At 65.1% G+C, this 18,026-nt stretch carries 20 protein-coding genes and 2 tRNA genes; 13 read left to right on the top strand and 9 right to left on the bottom strand.

The features are described 5' to 3' along the window. Positions 1–632: 632 nt before the first annotated feature. The gene (locus BM113_RS21820; RefSeq protein ID WP_143095815.1) at positions 633–1,016 is read right to left on the bottom strand and encodes a nucleoside/nucleotide kinase family protein; all 384 of its coding nucleotides are present in this window, start codon (positions 1,014–1,016) and stop codon (positions 633–635) included. 392 nt (positions 1,017–1,408) lie between these two features. Between BM113_RS21820 and BM113_RS07790 the strand changes: the two genes are divergently transcribed. The 5 genes from BM113_RS07790 (at position 1,409) to BM113_RS07770 (ending at position 4,916) form a co-directional block, all read left to right on the top strand. After that, positions 1,409–1,738, top strand: coding sequence for a DUF7969 family protein (locus BM113_RS07790; protein ID WP_007142831.1), 330 nt, complete (start codon positions 1,409–1,411; stop codon positions 1,736–1,738). 77 nt (positions 1,739–1,815) lie between these two features. Beyond that, positions 1,816–2,655 carry an AAC(3) family N-acetyltransferase gene (locus BM113_RS07785; RefSeq protein WP_089786820.1) on the top strand — a complete coding sequence of 280 codons (840 nt, stop codon included), beginning with the start codon at positions 1,816–1,818 and terminating at the stop codon, positions 2,653–2,655. 103 nt (positions 2,656–2,758) lie between these two features. Beyond that, the gene (locus BM113_RS07780) at positions 2,759–3,847 is read left to right on the top strand and encodes an Mrp/NBP35 family ATP-binding protein (protein WP_089786818.1); all 1,089 of its coding nucleotides are present in this window, start codon (positions 2,759–2,761) and stop codon (positions 3,845–3,847) included. Between the two features lie 2 nt (positions 3,848–3,849). After that, on the top strand, positions 3,850–4,149 hold the full coding sequence (locus BM113_RS07775; protein ID WP_089786816.1) for a DUF7976 family protein: 300 nt from the start codon (positions 3,850–3,852) through the stop codon (positions 4,147–4,149). A gap of 95 nt (positions 4,150–4,244) precedes the next feature. Further along, positions 4,245–4,916, top strand: coding sequence for a uracil-DNA glycosylase (locus BM113_RS07770; protein WP_177209129.1), 672 nt, complete (start codon positions 4,245–4,247; stop codon positions 4,914–4,916). 22 nt (positions 4,917–4,938) lie between these two features. Here BM113_RS07770 and BM113_RS07765 read toward each other — a convergent pair whose 3' ends face one another. Continuing rightward, entirely contained in the window at positions 4,939–5,163 is a 225-nt protein-coding gene (locus BM113_RS07765; protein ID WP_089786814.1) for a hypothetical protein, read from the bottom strand. A 150-nt stretch (positions 5,164–5,313) separates the two neighbouring features. Between BM113_RS07765 and BM113_RS07760 the strand changes: the two genes are divergently transcribed. Together BM113_RS07760 and BM113_RS07755 are read left to right on the top strand one after the other, a co-directional pair. Further along, positions 5,314–6,096 (top strand): hypothetical protein, encoded by a 783-nt coding sequence (locus BM113_RS07760; RefSeq protein WP_089786812.1) that lies wholly within the window; start codon positions 5,314–5,316, stop codon positions 6,094–6,096. Positions 6,097–6,163: 67 nt separating this feature from the next. After that, a tRNA-Ser gene (locus BM113_RS07755) sits at positions 6,164–6,247 on the top strand. 172 nt (positions 6,248–6,419) lie between these two features. Here the strand turns inward: BM113_RS07755 and BM113_RS07750 are convergent. From BM113_RS07750 to glmS, 6 genes are all read right to left on the bottom strand, one after another. After that, positions 6,420–6,809: a nuclear transport factor 2 family protein gene (locus BM113_RS07750; protein ID WP_089786810.1), complete on the bottom strand. Its 390-nt coding sequence runs from the start codon at positions 6,807–6,809 to the stop codon at positions 6,420–6,422. 91 nt (positions 6,810–6,900) lie between these two features. Beyond that, positions 6,901–7,944, bottom strand: a complete 1,044-nt coding sequence (citE, locus tag BM113_RS07745; RefSeq protein WP_089786808.1) for an L-malyl-CoA/beta-methylmalyl-CoA lyase — start codon at positions 7,942–7,944, stop codon at positions 6,901–6,903. A 28-nt stretch (positions 7,945–7,972) separates the two neighbouring features. Next, entirely contained in the window at positions 7,973–9,040 is a 1,068-nt protein-coding gene (gene mch / locus BM113_RS07740) for a 2-methylfumaryl-CoA hydratase (RefSeq protein ID WP_089787221.1), read from the bottom strand. Positions 9,041–9,047: 7 nt separating this feature from the next. Then, positions 9,048–10,337 carry a methylaspartate ammonia-lyase gene (locus BM113_RS07735; protein WP_089786807.1) on the bottom strand — a complete coding sequence of 430 codons (1,290 nt, stop codon included), beginning with the start codon at positions 10,335–10,337 and terminating at the stop codon, positions 9,048–9,050. Continuing rightward, complete coding sequence (locus tag BM113_RS07730; RefSeq protein ID WP_089786804.1) at positions 10,337–11,785, bottom strand: methylaspartate mutase subunit E; 1,449 nt, start codon at positions 11,783–11,785, stop codon at positions 10,337–10,339. Before BM113_RS07730 ends, BM113_RS07735 begins: the two co-directional genes overlap by 1 nt. Further along, positions 11,786–12,241, bottom strand: a complete 456-nt coding sequence (gene glmS, locus BM113_RS07725) for a methylaspartate mutase subunit S (protein WP_089786802.1) — start codon at positions 12,239–12,241, stop codon at positions 11,786–11,788. Positions 12,242–12,378: 137 nt separating this feature from the next. Between glmS and mct the strand changes: the two genes are divergently transcribed. After that, the gene (mct, locus tag BM113_RS07720) at positions 12,379–13,551 is read left to right on the top strand and encodes a succinyl-CoA:mesaconate CoA-transferase (RefSeq protein WP_089786800.1); all 1,173 of its coding nucleotides are present in this window, start codon (positions 12,379–12,381) and stop codon (positions 13,549–13,551) included. Between the two features lie 106 nt (positions 13,552–13,657). On the opposite strand, the gene BM113_RS07715 is transcribed toward mct, so the two are convergent. After that, on the bottom strand, positions 13,658–14,209 hold the full coding sequence (locus BM113_RS07715; RefSeq protein WP_089786798.1) for a type IV pilin domain-containing protein: 552 nt from the start codon (positions 14,207–14,209) through the stop codon (positions 13,658–13,660). Between the two features lie 121 nt (positions 14,210–14,330). Between BM113_RS07715 and BM113_RS07710 the strand changes: the two genes are divergently transcribed. The 5 genes from BM113_RS07710 to BM113_RS07690 all read left to right on the top strand — a co-directional run bounded on the left by BM113_RS07710 (position 14,331) and on the right by BM113_RS07690 (position 17,281). Next, a complete protein-coding gene (locus BM113_RS07710; protein WP_089786796.1) occupies positions 14,331–14,657 on the top strand; it encodes a DUF5785 family protein in 327 nt (108 codons plus the stop codon). A gap of 93 nt (positions 14,658–14,750) precedes the next feature. Then, positions 14,751–15,512: a GTP cyclohydrolase III gene (locus tag BM113_RS07705; RefSeq protein WP_089786795.1), complete on the top strand. Its 762-nt coding sequence runs from the start codon at positions 14,751–14,753 to the stop codon at positions 15,510–15,512. A 146-nt stretch (positions 15,513–15,658) separates the two neighbouring features. Beyond that, positions 15,659–16,330, top strand: coding sequence for a CBS domain-containing protein (locus BM113_RS07700; protein ID WP_089786793.1), 672 nt, complete (start codon positions 15,659–15,661; stop codon positions 16,328–16,330). A 288-nt stretch (positions 16,331–16,618) separates the two neighbouring features. Further along, complete coding sequence (locus BM113_RS07695) at positions 16,619–17,191, top strand: GNAT family N-acetyltransferase (RefSeq protein WP_089786791.1); 573 nt, start codon at positions 16,619–16,621, stop codon at positions 17,189–17,191. A gap of 16 nt (positions 17,192–17,207) precedes the next feature. Next, positions 17,208–17,281 (top strand) — tRNA-Thr (locus BM113_RS07690). The last annotated feature ends 745 nt before the right edge of the window (positions 17,282–18,026 follow it).

Here is an 18,026-nt window from a genome sequence, read left to right as displayed (position 1 = left end):
TCTCAGATACGTTCTAACGTTGTAGATTTCTTCGCCGACTTGCTATAGGTGTCTGTTTAAGTGAATGATTGATAGTAGTGATATGCAGAAATAATCTTTCTCCCTCGGACGGTCAGTTGGCCCGTCGAGCGATCTAGTTTCATCCCCCTGAATGAAGAAGAAGCTACTGTTACGACGAGCTAAATCAGTCGTCGAATCGAAGGTCCGCCGCAACCCCCCGTTCGATCTCCTCGATCACTGGTTGAGGACCTTATCGAACTGGTCGTGGTCGGTGACGGGACAGACTCACTCCCTATGTGGGCGTAGGCTTTGATGTGAAACTCTCCATCGCATTCGAGCGGGCGGTGCCCGCTCGTTCGTCCGCGGAACATTGCTACCTGTTATACAGATAGACCGGCTCCTATCGCTCAGTACTTGCCAGTCGATCGTTTGAGCATCTACGAGTCGTAGTATCTGCTAAGTCGTTGTAGACGTTCGAGTAGGTGACTTCGCGTTCTTCGAAGTAGGTGGTGAATTTCTAAAGAGTGATGACCTGAAACAAGTAGGGATCGTAGAGAGCCGGGAACTCACGGAAGACTGAGACGACATAACCCAGTCCAGTCCTCTGTGAAATCATGCTCAGAGAATTCTACTCAGCATCTGTTTTGGTCTAATTCAGTCCGATACTCTCCGTCTTCTTCCCAAATTTCAGCAGTTAGTTTTTGCTCCTCACAATCAGTTTCAATAAATGGATAATTCTCACTAACAAGCTTCCCATTGATATTCACTGATACGGAATATTTTCCATGCGGGACAACGTTTTCAATGCGCCTTCGAGTGTTTGGCTCAAGCTCATAATTTTCGCATAGGACTAGTCGGTCAGATAATGTTTGAAACTTTATATGAAACGTGATAAAATCACTAGTCGCATTTGCAAGATAAATATCAACGTTTTCATCACGCTTTAAATTTATGCAACCGGAAGAGGTAAATAATACTCCTGAGTACGAGCTGATCAGTAACTTCCGTCGTTTCATTATCAGTTATTTCAACACATAGATTAGTGCTTCATGACTTAAAATAATACGACATTTTATACTACCCTACAATCTTAATAAATTTGGTAGTGTTTACTTCACCGGATGAGTTGTACATATGCTCAAAACCATCGTAATCATAATTATAACGCATATAATACAATTCAAACTCCTGATCAATACCTACCATTTAGGTCTGGTTAGCACCATATTTTTCATTTCTAGTAATCTAACTATATTAGATATTCTGGGATCTAACTGCTCGAGGGACTCTGTTTTCCATATCAAATGTGTTACTAGAACTGATGGTTCAATTTACTATAGTTATGTCCAAGTGTGGGTGTGTATGCGATATGAAAAATATAGATGGCTGTGGAACCTATCTCCGTCTAATGACCGCTACCGTCCGATACACTTGCCCTCACTGTGGATCCGTCACGAGCATCGAACGGCCGCTCGACCTCGCGGATCGTTCGGTCACGAAACGCTCCCAGCCCGGCTGGGAGTACGCCGCCCCGGACGACCCCCTCGAGCAGCGAGAGGCCGCCGACGGCATCGCCTTCGTCTGCGGCGAGGACGGCCCCGTCACCGACCTCGAGGGCGCGCCCATCGAGGGCTGTGGCCGGCCGTTCTACCTCAACTTCGTCCGTTACGAGCAAGGGGTCGAACTCGAGCCGGATCCGCCGACCTACGGCGGGCCGCGGTTCGACTTCATGGGGTGACCGTGTCGAACGGCGGGCTCGAGGCTCGAGTGCCCTTCCGCCACGAAACTTATGCCGTGACCCGCGGACGTCGGCCCATGAGCGATCCGCTGCCCGAAGAGCGATCGTCGGAGCCGATCACGGTCGAGTCGCTGACGACGGATCTCCGCGACCTCGGCGTGGCGGCCGGGGAGACGGTGCTGGTCCACGGTTCGCTGTCCTCCCTGGGGTGGGTCTGTGGTGGCGCTCCTGCCGTGGTCGACGCCCTCCAGCGTGTCCTCGGAGAGGACGGGACGCTCGTGATGCCGACGCACTCGCCCGGCAACAGGGACCCGACCAACATGGGGAACCCGCCGGTACCCGACTCCTGGTACGATACGGTTCGCGAGGAGATGCCGCCGTACCGGCCCGCCGTGACACCGACCCAGGGGATGGGCGCCATCGGCGAGTGCTTCCGGTCCTACCCGGGCGTCCGCCGGAGCGCCCACCCGCAACACTCCTTCGCCGCGTGGGGGGCCGACGCCGAGTTCGTCACCGGGGATCACCCGTACGACTACTCGCTCGGCGAGTCGTCGCCGCTCGCCCGAGTCTACGACCTCGAGGGTCGGGTCCTGTTTCTGGGCACCACCCACGCGACGAACACCTCGCTCCACCTCGCGGAGTATCGCGCGGATGTCGACCTCGAGACGACGAGCCACGCGAGCGCCGTGCTCGTCGACGGCGACCGCGAGTGGGTCGAGTGGGAGGACCTCGCGATCGACGACGATGACTTCCCGGATTGTGGCGAGGCCTTCGAGCGTGCTCGCCCGGAGGCCTTCGAGGCGGGCCAGGTCGGGGTCGGCGACGCGAAACTGCTCGCCCAGCGCCCGCTCGTCGACTTCGCCGTCGACTGGTTCGAGGCGAATCGGGAGGAAGGGGAAGGGGAAGGGGAAGAGTAAGCGACCCTTTCGTGATCGATCGCCCCACGGCGCCCTCGAGGCCCGCGGCGACGGCCCCTCCGGTGAACACAACCCTTTTCGACCGTCGGACGAACCTACCGACATGGACGAAGACGCCGTTCTCGACCTGCTCCGATCGGTCGAGGACCCGGAACTCGGCGACGACATCGTCTCGCTCGGGCTCGTCAACGACCTCACGGTCGAGGGCGACGAGGTCGACGTCGACCTCGCGCTCGGGGCCCCGTACTCGCCCACCGAATCCGACATCGCGGCGGAGGTCCGCGAGGTCCTGCTCGAGGAGGGCCTCGACCCCGACCTCTCGGCGAGCATCGCGGACCGCGACGAGGGAAGCGACGAGGAGGCGGTCCTGCCGGGCGTCAAGAACGTCATCGCCGTCGCCTCCGGAAAGGGCGGGGTCGGCAAGTCGACCGTCGCGGTCAACCTCGCGGCCGGCCTCTCGCAACTCGGGGCGCGCGTCGGCCTCTTCGATGCCGACGTCTACGGCCCCAACGTACCGCGGATGGTCGACGCCGACGAACCGCCGATGGCGACCGAAGAGGAGACGCTCGTCCCGCCGGAGAAGTACGGCGTGAAGCTGATGAGCATGGCCTTCCTCACCGGCGAGGACGACCCCGTCATCTGGCGCGGTCCGATGGTCCACAAGGTGATCACCCAGTTGACCGAGGACGTCGAGTGGGGCAACCTCGACTACCTCGTGGTCGACCTCCCGCCGGGCACCGGCGACACGCAACTGACGATGCTCCAGACGATGCCAGTCACGGGCGCGGTGATCGTCACGACGCCCCAGGACGTCGCCCTCGACGACGCCCGGAAGGGCCTGGAGATGTTCGCCAAACACGATACCGTCGTGCTGGGGATCGCCGAGAACATGTCGACGTTCGCCTGCCCCGACTGCGGGAGCGAACACGACATCTTCGACTCCGGCGGCGGCGAGGAGTTCGCGGACACCCACGAGATGCCGTTCCTGGGCTCGATCCCGCTCGATCCGGCCGTCCGCGAGGGCGGCGACGGCGGGGAGCCGACGGTACTCGAGAGCGACGGGGACGACGGCAGCGAGGCCGGCGACGCGTTCCGGACGATTACCGAGAACGTCGCGAACAACGTCGGGATCGTCCACCGGCGCAACGTCTCCCGGGCGAGCGGCGGCGAACCGACGGCCCCCGACCGCTAACCATGACCGGCGAACGTTCGTCCGAGGACGACGCCGAATCGACCTCGACCCCGACCCCGACCCCGACCCCGGCGGCCGACGGCGGCGGCTACCAGCCCGACCCCGACCCCGAGCGCGTCGAGTTCCTCCGCGAGATCGCCGACGACGTCCGCGGGGAGACGAGCGAGAGCAAACAGCTCGCGAACATCCTCTACCGGACCAGCGACCTCTACGACGAGGACGAGGACACGACGCCCGAGGAGATCGTCCGCAACGTCAAGTTCATCCTCGAGGTCACGGAGCAGGGCGGTCTCGGTCGCTGAACCGGCTCGGCTCTCGAGCGGCGACGCGTACCCCGTGCTGGATCCGTCGCCAGCCGCACACCTTTTGCCCGCCGAACGCCGAGTCGAACGCGAACGTGGACGCGAACCAGCACACCCGAGCGAACCCGTACGGAATGGACGAGGACTGCCGGAACTGTCCGGCGCTGTGCGAGACCCGGAACCGGATCGTACACGGCTACGGCGACGTCGGGGCCGACTTCCTGTTCGTCGGCGAGCGGCCGACCGCGCGGGCCGACGACGTCGGGGTTCCGTTTCTGTCGGAAGGCGACGGGGACGAGGCCGAGAACGAGAACGAGAACGAAAACGACGGCACCACGCTCCGGCGCATCCTCGAGCGACTCGCGCTCTGTGACGCCACCTCGCCCGCGGATCGCCCCACCCTCGAGAAGGTCTACCTGACGAACCTGACGCGGTGTCGCGATCCCGAGCGCCCGCCGGCCGACGAGGAGATCGGCAACTGCGAGCCCTTCCTCAACGCCGAGATCAGGTCGATCAACCCCGAGGTGCTCGTCCCGGTCGGCGAGCGAGCCCTCGAGGAACTCGGGACGGAGTACACGACGACCCCCGCCGAGGACCTCTCGCTTCCCGACGCACACGCGACGACCATCCGCGGGCGCGGGTTCGCCCTGGTGCCGATGATCGATCCCCGCGAGCAGACCGACGCCCAGACGCAGGCGTGGCTCGAGCACTTCGCGGAGCTGATGGCATCGGATTACCGGCAGACGAAGGGCCGACGGGAGCGGTAGTCGTCGGTCGCCGTCCGACTGCTCACCAGTACGGGTTCTCCCGCCACCGCCTCGAGCGTGCTCCCAGGAGGACCAGCGCGCCGACGACGACGGCCACGATCGCCAGCACGCCCAGCGACGGTACGAACAGGTCGCCCGGGTTCTCGAGAGCGTAGCCGGTGAGGAAACCGTAGACGCCCAGCGCCGCGAGCGCGACGGCGACGAGCGTTCCGACCAGTCCGGTGATGGAGAGAGTACGATCGTTCATACCCCGACCAACGGACGCGACGGGTATAATTTATTCGTCGTGTTCGGGTCCAAGCGGTGATTCACGCGGCGCCGGGATCGAAACCGGGACAGCGAACCGCCGAAAGGCAGAAACGTCGCGTTCAAGGGTCGGGCCGACGGAGGAGTGGACATGATCGTCGTCCTGCCGGTCGATCCGCCGCGGGAAGGGCTGGTCCTGCCGGCCCTCGTCGAACGAACGCCGCTCTCGGCGGCCGACGCCGTCGCCCTCTACGAGGCGGCCGTCTCGGACACGGTTCGTGCGGCCGCCGACAGCGGCGGCGACCTGTTGGTCAACTACCGCGACGCCGGGACGCTCCCCGTCGAGTACGCCGGTGATGACCGGCCGGATCCCGAATCCGAGATCCGCGACCTCGTCGCCGACGCTCTCGCGGACGCGGCGATCGACCTCGCGGACGTCCGGTTCGAGCGTCAGGTCGGTTCGACCCGCTCGGCGCGGGTCGGGAACACGGTCACGCACCTCCTCGAGCGCGAGGAGGCCGGCAGCGCAGGGATACTGGAGCCGACCGCCCCCGCGGTGGGACGCTCGGAGATCGACGGCGCGGCGATGGCCCTGCGCCGCCACGACGTCGTGCTCGGGCCGTCCTCCGGCGGGCACACGTACCTGGCCGCCTTCGGGGTCGCGGAACCGATCGACTTCGCGGACGCGTACGCGCCGCCGTCGCACGCGACGCTCGCGAACCGGGTCGGCGAGGCGGGGGTGGACCTCGGCTTCGCGCCGATGGTTCCGACCGTGTCGACGCCCTCGGGGCTCGCGGCGACGACGGCGACCCTCGAGGCTCGAGCGGTCGCCGGGCGGCTAACGGCGACCGCGACGAAGGCGACGCTCGAGGAGATCGGCGTGACCGTCGGGGACGGAGACGAGATCGAACTCGAGGACGAAGGCGACGGGTGACTTGGACGACCGAGACCGAACTCGAGACCGATAACCCTTTTTGAGCGGACCGGGTAAGCCGAGGTGAGGTGGGGTGGCAGAGCGGCCTAACGCGCCTGCCTTGAGAGCAGGTGGCTGTCAAGCCTCATGGGTTCGAATCCCATCCCCACCGTTGCTCTCGCAAACTAATTCGTGAGCAACAGCGACGTCGATGGGAGTTGAACTAGGGACGTCCCAGCCCGGAACGCGAGCGGAGCGAGCGACCCGGACCGTCGTCACGTCGTTCGAATCGCATCCCCTCCCTCCGCCACCGCCAATCCGCGTGACGGGTCCGGTGGCGAGGCTCACACCTCGTCGCGATCAGTAAACGTGTAGCGGCGAGCGATAGCGTCCCTTTCGGGGGTCAACTCGTGGAAGTCGGCAAAGCCGAACTCGACCGTCTCCTCGCTCTGCCGGCCGGAGAAGGTGCCGCGGACCGCGACCGTCGGGCCGTCACCTCGCTCCCGGTCGACGACCACGTCGTGCACCTCGTGGCTCCCCTCCTCGAGCGGCCGTTCCGCCTCGTAGAACCGCCGCAGCGCCTCGCGGCCCTCGATCGCACCCTGTCCGGGACGTTCGTACCGAACGTCGTCGGTGAAGAGTGCGACGAGGTCGTCGTATTCGTCGGCGTCCACGAGGTCGTAGTACTCCCTGACGAGCGCTTCCGGATCGCGTCCCGTGTCGGTATCTGCCATACCGACGTGTACGTGACCGATCACAAAACGGTCATGGTCGCCGGCCGGATCGGCCGGTAGTCGCTTCGATCCCGATCCGCCACAGGCCCCGTTACCGGTAGGACAACTCGAGTTCGAGCGCGCGCTCGAGCAGGTCCTCGTCGTAGTAGTCAGCGGTCTGCTCGGGCCGGGTCGCGTCGATCGCCCGCACCTGCTCGACGGTGTTCTTGAAGTTCTTGAACGTGGCCTCGTCGACCATCTGACCGTCCAGGGTCACGGCGCCGGTTCCCTCCCGCTTGGCGGCGTTGAACCGCTCGATCTTGCTCACGTCGCGCTCGAGTTCCTCGGGCGTGGGCATGTGGACGGTGTTCGCCTGAATCGTCTGTTTCGGATACAGCGACCAGGAGCCGTCGAGGCCGATCCGGGCCTCGTACTCGATCTGGTCGGCGTACTCCTCGGCGTTGTAGTAGGTCAGCCCGGCACGTTCCGTGAACAGGTCGTCGAACGGACCGCCGATCGCGAGCAGGCCCGCCGCGCTGGCCTCGTTCGACAGCGCCTCGAGCAGGCCCTCCCAGCGGGGCATCCCGTCGCCGAGGTCGCGGCCGCCGAGTTCCGCGGCGTAGTCGACCGGGCCGAAGACCAGCGCGGTGAGTCGCGAATCCGCACCGAACTTCGCGATCTCGCGCAGGTCCGACCGGGCCCGTCCGGTCTCGACGATGATCGAGAGACCGATCGAGCCGTCCGCGTAGCCGTGTTCGCGCTCGGCCTCGGCGACCGCCTCCGCGGCGCGTTCGACGTCCGCCAGCCGCCCCACCTTGGGGACGACGACGCCCTCTATGTCGTCGCCCAGGTCGGCGACGAGCCGGTCGATCTGCTCCCGGCCCTTCTCGCGGAACGACGCGTCCTCGTAGCTCCACTCGACGCGGGGCCAGATCTCCCCCGGAAACTCGTACTCGGGCACCTTCTCGATCGTGTTCTCGAGCCCCTCGGCTTTCATGTCGGGCGCGGTGCCGTCCTCGAGGTCGGGCACGAGCCAGTCGGGGGCCTGGAACCCCTCGGCCTCGAGGCCGGAGACGAGGTACTTCGCCGAGTCGTCTTTCGGAACGGCGGCCGGTGCGGTCTGGAAGGTTCGACAGAGTCGGATGTCGTCGGTCATGGTATCGGTGAGCGGTGTGGTCTGGATATCAGTTCGGTCGCTTGCGAATCTCCGCAGTTCTGGTCCCCGAGTAGACGGGGTCGTCGTCCTGGTTGAAGGCGATGTGCTCGAACCGGACGGTGCCGGCCCGGTCCGGCCGCGAGGCGTCGTCCTCGGCCTCGAGGACGCGTGTAAACGCGTAGACGGTATCGCCCGGCGTCACGAAGGTGTGGAACCGTTCGTCGTCGAAGCCGACCTCGCGCCAGGTCCGTTCGTCCGAACGGGCGTGACCCAGCGCTGTCGAGCGGGTGACGTCGCCGTAGGTGACGATGTCGCCGGACGGCGCCTCGGCCATGACGTCGGCGTTGTGGTGCTGCTTGGCCGTGTTGAGCGTCGCGAGCGGAAGCGAGGCGACGGTGACGTCGTCCTGCGTGCGGCCCCGCTCGTGGCGATAGGCGACGGCGGCGTCCCGGTCGGCGGCCTCCTCGAGCGCGGCGACGAAGTCCTCGAAGTAGCCGCCTTCGGGGACGAGGAATTCGCCGGGGAGGTCTGGACCGTCGTCGCCCTCCTCCGTAGCGGTAGCGCCGCTCCCGTCGGTCGCGACGGGTTCCCGGCGCGGGATCATGTTCGTGCGCTCGTAGGCACACAGGGCCTCGCCCGTCTCGGCGTCCGTCCCGCGGGTGCGCCAGGTGACGATCCCGTACTCGGGCCGGGAACTCGAGGTCGAAGTACTGACGACCTCGCTCTCGACCCGCAGGTCGGTGCCGGGCGAGACCGGCGTGCCGGGGAACCTGACGTCGGTTCGGCCGAGGAAGTAGCCGCCTTTCTCGCTCAAGTCCTCGACGGTGATCCCGAGGGTCGCGGCCGTGAGGTAGTCGGGGTGGATCGGCGGTTCGTCGAACCCGCGTTCCCGGGCGGCGTCTCCCCGCCAGTAGGCCGGGTCGTGGTTCAGCGTCTGGCTCATCCACTCCTCGTTGCCCCAGCGGGAGAGCGTGAGTCCGGGGTCGTGTTCGATGACGTCGCCCTCCGCGAAGTCCTCGAAGAAGTTGCCCTTCTCCCGGGTTTCCGCGCGCTCGAGCGCCTGTGCGAACGTATCTGGGTCTGTCCAGTCGGTCATGTCGGTCTCAGTCGTCTGCAGTGAGTTCGTCGGTCGTCGTGTCGGTTCGTCCCGCCCGCGCCCGCCGCGCAAGCGTCCGTCGCATCTCGTTTTCGACGATCATGTACCCCTCGTCGAACCCCATGCCGGGTTTCGCCAGCACCTGCGCCGCGTCGGTCGCGAGCGCGACGTGGGCGCAGGCCCGGGCCGAGGTCGCCGTCTCGTTGCAGGTGCCCCCCAGGTACGCGCGGGTGTCGGTCCCCTCGCAGTACCGGACGGCCTGGCCGCTGCGGTGGACCCCGCCGAGGTCGGGCGTCTTGACCTGTACGACGTCGGCCGCGCCGGCGTCGACGAACGCACACACGTCGTCGAAGGTGTTGCACCACTCGTCGGCCACGAGGTCGACGTCGACGCCCGCGTCGGCGAGCCCCTCGCGCAACTCGACCATCGCGGCGATCTGGTCCGCCCGGCCGCCGACGTCCATCGGCCCCTCGATCTGGAGCGGATAGGGGGCGGCGGCGTCCTCGAGCGCCCGGAAGTAGTCGATCACCTCCTCGCGGTCGTACGGCGCGCCGAAGATCTCGCCGATCATCCCGTAGACGTCGATGTGGAACCGGGGCTCGTATCCCTCGGGGCCGAGTTCCTCCGAGCGTTCGACGAGCCACTCGACGTACTCGAGCAGCGTCCCGCCGTTTTCGCCGATCTTCTCGACGCTGTTGATCAGCCCGTGGGGGAGGACGGGGACGCCCTTGACGAACATCTTCTCGGCGTTCGCGTAGCGGTCGTCGCCCGACTGGCCGAAGACCGGCACCGGCTCCGTCGCGGGCTCGGCGCCGAGCGCGTCGGCGAGAACGTCGGTTTTCGTCGTTCCCGCGGCTTCGGCGGCCGCCCCGAGCAGTGCCTGCGAGACGCCGTACCGGATCGCCGTGTGGAGGCGGTCGCCCTCGACCGCCATCTCCTCGAGCGCGTCCGCGTTCGCGAGGAACTCCGTCGCGTCCCGGCCCTCGAGTTCGTCCGCGACGGGACCTTCGACGACGGGGGCGTACTCCGCGGGCTGGAAGAGCGGATCCCGGCCGCCGGCGCCGGAGTACTGGACCGCCGCACAGTCGCCGCGGACGACGCGGCCGTCCGCGAGTTCGACGTCGACGACGAGGCTCTCGCCGGCTTGTCGGATCTCCTCGAAGCCGTCCGTGACGGGCGCTCCCTCGTAGGTGAACCCGTCCTGGCGGGCCCCCTGCTTGATCGCGCGCTGGTCGTCGAAGAAGAACCCGGCGTAGCCGGGCGTCGCGTGGACTCCGGTGATCTCGGTCCCCGCCATCAGGCTCCCTCCTGGGACTGGGTCGACCGCGGGCGGCCGATGAGCTTTCCGTCGCTGATCGCGTCGACGTCGTCGGCGACCATCCGGAACGACTGATCGCGGCCCTCGGTGTCGGCGCGCCGCGACAGCCGGGCCTTGTGGATCTCCTTGATGTCGTCGTCCATCTCGAGGTCGGCCCACTCGAAGATGCGGACCCGGCCGTCGTCGTCCCGTGCGGGGAGAACCGCACCCTTCGCGCTGTCGCTCGGGGCGAAGGGGACGTCGAGCGCACCCGAGTCGAAGGCCTCGATCGTCCCCTGGACGACGTCGCCGTCGCCGTGCTCGTGGATCGTCTCCATGAGACAGCGGGTCTCGCGTTCGATCAACTCCTGTTCGTCCTCGATGCCGTCGATGTCGATGTCCTGCTCGATAGCCATGTCGATGACCTGTCTCGTCGTCCGCAGTCCGGAGGCGTTGGCCTCCTTGGTCGGCACGCCCTGGAACTCCTGGGGAGACTTGGTGATGACCTTGTCCGGCCGGGCGATCGCGGCGGTCATCCCGCCGAGCCCGATCACGCCGTTCGCGCGGGCCTCGTCCGGCGGGAATCCGCCCATCCACTCGTGGAAGACCGTCGTGACGACGACCTCGTCCGGGAGGTACTCGTCCCCGAGCTTCTGGAGGGCGTTCAGGGCGGCCACGTCCTGCACGACGTTGCCGACCTGACCGTAGCCGAGCGTGATCGAGCGCACGCCCTGCGTGGCGGCGAGTTTCCCCTCGACCAGCATGATCGCGATGGCGATCGAGGGCGGCACCAGCGTCCCCGTAAGCGGGCCGAACGGCTCGCGGTTGATCCGGACGCCGCGCTCTGTGTAGGCCCCGGCCAGCCGGTCGACGAACTGCCAGCGCTCGATCGTCTCCTCGAGGCCGTGGCGCTTGGTGTAGGGAATGTTGTACGAGATCGGCCCGCCCTCGAAGCTCTGGAAGCCGCCCGCGAAGGTGATCGCCGCGAGCAGTCGGGCGTCGGGCGTGCCGTGGCGGACCTCGATCGGGGCGTCGATGGCCTCGATCAGCTCCCGGCAGCCGTCGACGCCGTGGTTGACCGCGGGGAAGCCGTTGAGCGTGTCCTCGCCGGTCTCGCGGGCCTTCTCGAGTCCCTCCTGGGCCTTCCCGTACTCGTTGTCGCGCGTGTACGAGTCGATGGTCGTCGGGAGGAGATCGGCCTGCCCCTCCCGGTGGAGGTACTCCAGCAGTTCGATCTGGTCGTCGAGCCTGGGAACGCCGGCACGCGGTTGCAAGAGCGGTTTGTCGGCCGACTCGAGGACGTCGGCGAACCGCTTGTGATCGGGGAGCGATTCGTGGTAGGAGATCGCTTCCTCGAAGTCGACCTCGCTCCCGGTCTCCCAGTTCGATCGGATTTCGTCGTCGATACGCCGTAGCTCGTCGGAGGGAATGCGTTCGTCGCGTATCATTTAGGAACTAACAGAAACACGCTCCGATTCGGTCGGGGTGATCTCGAGATCCTGCCGGAGGGCAGCGATCGCCTCCTCGGGATCGGTCTCCGAGTCGAAGACCCGGTCGAACCCGAGCTCGCGGAAGGTGCGTCGGGTCTGCTCGAAGTCGTCCTGCCCGACCGCGAGGTTGCCGCCGATGTAGGTGACGGCGTCGACGCCCGCTTCCTCGAGCACCTGGTGGAAGCCCTGGCAGTCTTGCTCGGCGTGTCCGTAGAGCGAGGAGACCAGTACGGCCCCGGCGTCGTGATCCGCCGCTGCCTCCGCGAACTGCTCCTGGGAGGTCTGGACGCCGAGGTTGACGACGTCGAAGCCGGCCGCACTGAACGCCTGCTCTAGGATCGTGATGCCGACGACGTGAGCGTCCGAGCCGATCACGCCGAGGACAACCGTTTGGGACATCGTGTTCCCAATCATGAGAAACGGGGCTATAAACTTAATGATCTTCCATGATAATATTCCTTAATGATGTTTGAGGGGTGGGCGTGTGATACCGTCACAACATCATTATCGATAGTAAAGGTTTTTGGCGCCAGTTCGCATCACCCCTTCGCATGGGTGCGCTTTCGAACCTGCGCGTGCTGGATCTGACGCAGGTGCTCGCCGGACCGTACTGTACGATGTTGCTCGCGGACATGGGCGCGGACGTAGTCAAGATCGAGCGCCCCGGCGGCGACCTGATTCGGTCGAACCCGCCGTTCGTCGACGACGCCGAAACGGAGGCCTACGGCGGCTACTTCCAGAGCGTGAACCGGGGGAAACGAAGCATCGAACTCGACTTCGGCGACGACGAGGATCGTGCGGACTTCCTCTCGCTCGTCGAGGAGGCCGACGTCGTCGTCGAGAACTACCGCTCGGGAACGATGGCGAAGTACGACCTCGAGTACGAGACGCTCCGCGAGCACAACCCACTGCTCATTTACTCCTCGATCCGCGGCTTTGGCGACCCCCGCACCGGCGAGACCCACCGACAGGGCCAGCCTTCCTTCGATCTGATCGCGCAGGCGCTGGGCGGCGTCATGGAGATCACGGGGCCGGCCGACGGCCCGCCGACGAAGGTCGGTCCCGGGGTCGGCGACCTGTTCACCGCGACGCTGAACTGTATCGGCATCCTCGCGGCCGTCAACCACCGCGAACAGACGGGCGAGGGCCAGTACGTCGACACCGGGATGTACGACGCGATGCTCAGCCTCACCGAGCGCGCGATCTACCAGCAGTCCTACACCGGCGAGGCGCCCACGCGCCGCGGGAACTCCCACCCGACGCTGTTCCCCTACGACGCCTTCGAGACCGCCGACGGCTACGCCGTGATCGCCGCCTTCGGCACCAACCACTGGCGGGAGGTCTGTGCCGCCATGGATCGCGAGGACCTCGCCGAGGAGTACCCGGACCGCGCCTCGAGGCTCGAGCACCGCGAATACCTGCGCGAGCAGATCGCCGACTGGACCCTCGAGCGCACGACCGACGACCTCGTCGACGCGCTGGAGGGCCGCGTCCCGGTCGCGCCGGTCCAGAACACGGAGGACATCTTCGCGGACCCGCACGTTCACGCGCGGGACATGCTAGTGCCGGTGGAACAACCGGGGACGGATACGGCGGTGGAGATCGCGGGGTCGCCGATCAAGATGACCGAGACGCCGCCGGAGCCGGGGGGGCGAGCACCACTACTGGACGAGCACCGCGAGGAAGTGCTTGGAGAGGAAGCGGAGACGCCGGCCGACGACTGACCTGGGCGGTTCGGGCCGATCGTCCGGCCGTTATCCCACGTCATGGGCCCTTCACCAGGGAAACGGGTCCGACGGGTTCGACCTCCCGTTCGAGGAACCGGCTCGGTCAGGCGGTCAACGTCTCGGACACGACGACGGTTCCGCCGTCGGTGTCCGTCACGAGTATCTCGACCTCATCGCCGGACTCGAGGTCCGTGGTGCTCGAGCCGTGGTTCACCCGGAACTCGATAGCGGACCCGGAGGTCCACTCCGGCGAACCGTCGCTCGAGTCGACGATAGCGCCGCCAGCACAGCCGCTCTGGTCGATCACGTCCGCGTCGCCGTCGACGTGATCGTCGTCGAGACTCGAGTTCTCCGAGGGCAGATCTGTTAACGTCGCTTCCATGTCGCCGCCGCGGATCCGTACCGTGACCTCCATGTCGGTAACGTCGATCGGATCGCCGGCTACGTGCCGTAACCTGACGACCTCCTCGTCGCAACTTGCCGTGCCGGAGAGGGTGAAGGTCGCGTCCGTCGTCACTCCGGCGATGGGTCCCGGTTCGGACGGGGTATCCCCGAGCGAGAACACGAACGCGCCGACGGAGCCGGCCAGAATAACGGTGATCGCGACCAGCAATACGACCCCGACGACCGAACTCGTCCCCCGGAGATTCGACATAGGCTTTCCGGCATGTTAGCAGCCGTATGAGAAATATCTGGTGAGATCCCCAGCGCATTGTCCCTCCCGACGACCGCCACCAAGAGTAACCCTTTTGCAAGATCCCTGCACACGTTCGAGTATGAGCAACGAGTGGCCAGTCGATCCCGACGGCGAGGAGGGCAGCGAGGGGATGCGCAAGTACGACATGCGTATCATCGCGGACAAGGTCGACGAGGAAGAGGACTTCCCGCTCGACGTCGCGGAGTTCGTCGACGAGTACGGCGATTACCCGATCCGCATCAACCACGAGAAGGTCGTCGCGATGAGCGAGATCTTCGAGTACATCGACGCCGACGAGTTCGAGGAGATCGTCGACATGCACAAGGCCGTCGGGGCGGCCATGCGCGAAGGGAACTTCTGGAAGTACCACCCGCAGGGCGAAGACCCCGAGAAGGTCCACGCGTAACGACCGCGATCGCCGACGGGACCGACTCTCCGGCGCATCACGAATCTGGATTACGTATCACTTATACGACGGCGTTCGAAAGAATCGCTCACCGTGACAAATACGCAGGTTACGCTCGTCCAGATCGACAACTACGGTCCGTGGACGGTGACGCCGGAGCCCCGTCGGGAAGCCGATCTCCAGACGCTGCAGTCGCGACTCTTCGCCGACATCTCGCAGTTCGTCGGCGCTCGAGGCGGCTACGTCTTTTTCACCCGCTTCGACAACATGATCGCAGTCACCAACGGCCTCTCGATGACCGACCACGAACTGTTACAGGAGTCAGTCGGAAACCGCTACCCCGTCACGCTCAGCCTCGGCGTCGCCACCGGCACCGACCCGGTTCAGGCGCTGTCGGACGCGACCGAGCGGCTGCAGGAGGCCGGGAGCGCCCAGGACGAAGACCGACGCGAGTGTCTCGAGGGACGGGCCATCGAGGAGGCCCACCGAACCGCCGACGACGTCCAGATCGCCCACTTCGACGTGATCAACGCGACCGGCAACTACACGGACGAACTCAACGCCTTCGACACGTTCATCGAGATCGAACAGGGGTACGCAGAACTCATGCGACACATGCGGTACGCCCACGACAGCCTCTCGTTTTTCGTCGGTGGCGACAACGTGATCGTCGTCTGTCCCGACCTCGAGGAGCCCGACTACGAGGAGGCGATCCACCACGTCGAGGACGCCGTCGACGTCAGCCTCCAGGTCGGCGTCGGCCGGGGCGAGACAGCCCACGACGCCGGCTTCGCGGCGAAACACGCCCTCGAGACCTGTCGTGCCGACGGGACCCGGGTCGAACTCGAGTGGTAGCCTCGCTCGGCCGGGCCGACCTGTGACACTGATACGGTGGCTTCCGACAGCCCCGTGGGAAATCACCCGAACGATAAAACTTCGTCAGCAACGCGCTTAAGCGTGGTGGAGGTAGTTTTTAGCCCGTCTGCGCTCATTGTTCGAGTATGGAATCGGAACTGTCGGTCAAGGAGGTCCTGACGACCGAATACGTTGGGGTCAGTGAATCGGACTCCGTCCAGGGTGCTGTCAAACTCATGCGCGAGGAACGGGCGGGCGCAGTGCTCGTCGTTCGGGGGACGGACCCGGTCGGAATCATGACCGAATGGGACGTCCTCGGGCTGGTCGCCGAGGAGCACGACCCCGCCGAAACGACGGTCGGCGAAGTAATGACGACGCCGGTCATCTCCGTCTCGTCGGATCGCTCCCTCTCCGACGCGGCCAACCTGATGGCCCGGGAGAACATCCGCAACGTCGTCGTCGAGGACGAAACCGACGGCGAGGTTCTCGGCCTCGTCACCCAGCGAGACGTCATCGCCGCGGCGGGATCGTTCCAGGGGACGGTGGCGCCACCACGATCGACCGACCCCGGCACCGGTGCCGGAACGAACCCGGGGACCGCCGTGGCCGGTTCCGAGACAGGGGCCGAAGGCGAGCCGATATCCGACGACCTGTCTCGAGAGCCCCCGCTCGGGACCGAGGAGGGCGAGTCATCGGTCCTGCCCAACGGCGGTGACGAGTACTCCACGCAGGGCGTCTGCGAGGCCTGTGGTTCGCTCGCCGATTCGTTGTGGGAGTCGAACGGCCAGCTCGTCTGTTCGGACTGTCGGACGGTCTGACCGACGGGTTCGCCGTCGGCCGCGCACGACCCCGCACTCCTTCCGACACCTCGATTCTCCCTCGTTCCGTCCCATCGATCTTCGTCCGGAAGAGACCAGTATCGCTGATAGTCAGACTGGCCGACCGATACGATGAAAAGACCTTTCGGGTGCGGCAGTGGATGTGAGCGACAATGATCGACACCGTCGATGGCTCGGACGCCGAGGCGACCACCGTTCGTGTCCGTCCGATCGAGGAGGGAAACGCGTCGCAGTCGCTCGAGGCGACGGGCACAGACCGGTGAGACGATGACATCGGACTCGGCGGAGGACGAGGATGGGGACCAGAACGAGGACGAAAACGGGGAGAACAACATGGACTCGAGCATCGAAATCGAGCCCGCGACGACCGCCGACATCGACACCATCACCGAACTATGGGTGCGGCTGGCTCGCGACCAGCGACGCCACGAATCCGCGGTTCGTGCCGAGCCGAACCGCGCCGTGATGCGGGAGACGCTCGCGGCCCACTGTACCGCGGGTGGGCTCCTCGTCGCGCGAGTAAACGGCGACATTGCCGGGTTCGCCTCTTTCTCGATCGAACACGGTACCCTCGAACTCGACACCGACCGGGGAACGCTCACGAACCTCTACGTCGAACCACCCTACCGTGACCGGGGGATCGGGACGGCGCTGCTCGAGGCCGCCGAACGCAGACTCGCCGAGCAGGGCGTCGACGTGATGACGCTCGAGGTGATGGCCCAGAACGACGCTGCTCGGCAGTTTTACCGGGACCGGGGATACGATCCGTTCCGGGTCGGAATGCAGCGTTCGCTCGACGACCGGTCGGAAAACGACACACACTCAAAGGAGGACGGGTAACTGCAGAATGTCTCGCGCCAGGGGAGCATGGGCGGTTCATGCACTCGACTTGTAATCGAGATTTCGTGGGTTCAAATCCCACCCCTGGCTTTCCTTCCGAACGAACTCTTTTACCGACCGGTCTCGAGACCTCAGTAACGCGCGCGTAGTTTTCGTCGTCCCTCCAAACCCCGGTGGTGCGAGACCGGGGTCAAAAGAGTCATGTCCCACAGAGTTCGGAAGGGTGGAGATGGTCCGGTGGGGTAACGGCGGTCGATCGGGGCGTCTCGCCGCCGTCCCCAACTGACCGTTCAGTCAGAGCCATTATCAACTTTCTGTTCCTTCGATCCCCACAGCGGTCCGGCTCCGGGGTTGATCGGGATCGGCGGTGGGAATCTTGGCGGGTACTACTCCGTAGGGAACACTGGATGGACTATCTCGACGGAATCGAAAGAAGAGAGGCGGGTGTTCCTGAGGAGTATTCGAAGCCGTCGAACCTCGAACGGAGGGTCGGGATCGCGTCAGCGATGAGTTGATCGGACGAGATCGGCGGTGGCGAGGAACGGGTCCGAGAGTGTGATCAAGCAGTATGTCAGGAGGTCCACCTGGTTCCTCGCCAACTGACTATTCAGTCAAGATCGACATAAACGTTCCGTTCGATCGCTCCGTGCCGCATCGGCGGTCGCTATTCGCCGGGAACGATCGTTTTACGCTCGGCGGTCGGTTGGGGGATTGGTATCAACGCCCGTATGGAGGCCCCCTCGGATCCCCGTATCTTTCATCCGGACGCCATCGTCGTTCCGTCACTGACATCGTTCGAGCGGTTGCACCTGTCCGCTTCGGTTTCTTTGCCCGT

It is taken from the genome of Natronobacterium haloterrestre, from assembly GCF_900112205.1.
In the GTDB taxonomy this organism is placed as follows: domain Archaea; phylum Halobacteriota; class Halobacteria; order Halobacteriales; family Natrialbaceae; genus Natronobacterium; species Natronobacterium haloterrestre.
This window is presented reverse-complemented; position numbering and strand designations above follow the sequence as displayed.

What these genes read in the sequence shown, in the direction of transcription:
- BM113_RS21820 (WP_143095815.1), bottom strand. Translation starts at nt 1,016, where the DNA reads ATGAAACGACGGAAGTTACTGATCAGCTCGTACTCAGGAGTATTATTT.
- BM113_RS07790 (WP_007142831.1), top strand. Translation starts at nt 1,409, where the DNA reads ATGACCGCTACCGTCCGATACACTTGCCCTCACTGTGGATCCGTCACG.
- BM113_RS07785 (WP_089786820.1), top strand. Translation starts at nt 1,816, where the DNA reads ATGAGCGATCCGCTGCCCGAAGAGCGATCGTCGGAGCCGATCACGGTC.
- BM113_RS07780 (WP_089786818.1), top strand. Translation starts at nt 2,759, where the DNA reads ATGGACGAAGACGCCGTTCTCGACCTGCTCCGATCGGTCGAGGACCCG.
- BM113_RS07775 (WP_089786816.1), top strand. Translation starts at nt 3,850, where the DNA reads ATGACCGGCGAACGTTCGTCCGAGGACGACGCCGAATCGACCTCGACC.
- BM113_RS07765 (WP_089786814.1), bottom strand. Translation starts at nt 5,163, where the DNA reads ATGAACGATCGTACTCTCTCCATCACCGGACTGGTCGGAACGCTCGTC.
- BM113_RS07760 (WP_089786812.1), top strand. Translation starts at nt 5,314, where the DNA reads ATGATCGTCGTCCTGCCGGTCGATCCGCCGCGGGAAGGGCTGGTCCTG.
- BM113_RS07750 (WP_089786810.1), bottom strand. Translation starts at nt 6,809, where the DNA reads ATGGCAGATACCGACACGGGACGCGATCCGGAAGCGCTCGTCAGGGAG.
- citE (WP_089786808.1), bottom strand. Translation starts at nt 7,944, where the DNA reads ATGACCGACGACATCCGACTCTGTCGAACCTTCCAGACCGCACCGGCC.
- mch (WP_089787221.1), bottom strand. Translation starts at nt 9,040, where the DNA reads ATGACCGACTGGACAGACCCAGATACGTTCGCACAGGCGCTCGAGCGC.
- BM113_RS07735 (WP_089786807.1), bottom strand. Translation starts at nt 10,337, where the DNA reads ATGGCGGGGACCGAGATCACCGGAGTCCACGCGACGCCCGGCTACGCC.
- BM113_RS07730 (WP_089786804.1), bottom strand. Translation starts at nt 11,785, where the DNA reads ATGATACGCGACGAACGCATTCCCTCCGACGAGCTACGGCGTATCGAC.
- glmS (WP_089786802.1), bottom strand. Translation starts at nt 12,241, where the DNA reads ATGATTGGGAACACGATGTCCCAAACGGTTGTCCTCGGCGTGATCGGC.
- mct (WP_089786800.1), top strand. Translation starts at nt 12,379, where the DNA reads ATGGGTGCGCTTTCGAACCTGCGCGTGCTGGATCTGACGCAGGTGCTC.
- BM113_RS07715 (WP_089786798.1), bottom strand. Translation starts at nt 14,209, where the DNA reads ATGTCGAATCTCCGGGGGACGAGTTCGGTCGTCGGGGTCGTATTGCTG.
- BM113_RS07710 (WP_089786796.1), top strand. Translation starts at nt 14,331, where the DNA reads ATGAGCAACGAGTGGCCAGTCGATCCCGACGGCGAGGAGGGCAGCGAG.
- BM113_RS07700 (WP_089786793.1), top strand. Translation starts at nt 15,659, where the DNA reads ATGGAATCGGAACTGTCGGTCAAGGAGGTCCTGACGACCGAATACGTT.
- BM113_RS07695 (WP_089786791.1), top strand. Translation starts at nt 16,619, where the DNA reads ATGACATCGGACTCGGCGGAGGACGAGGATGGGGACCAGAACGAGGAC.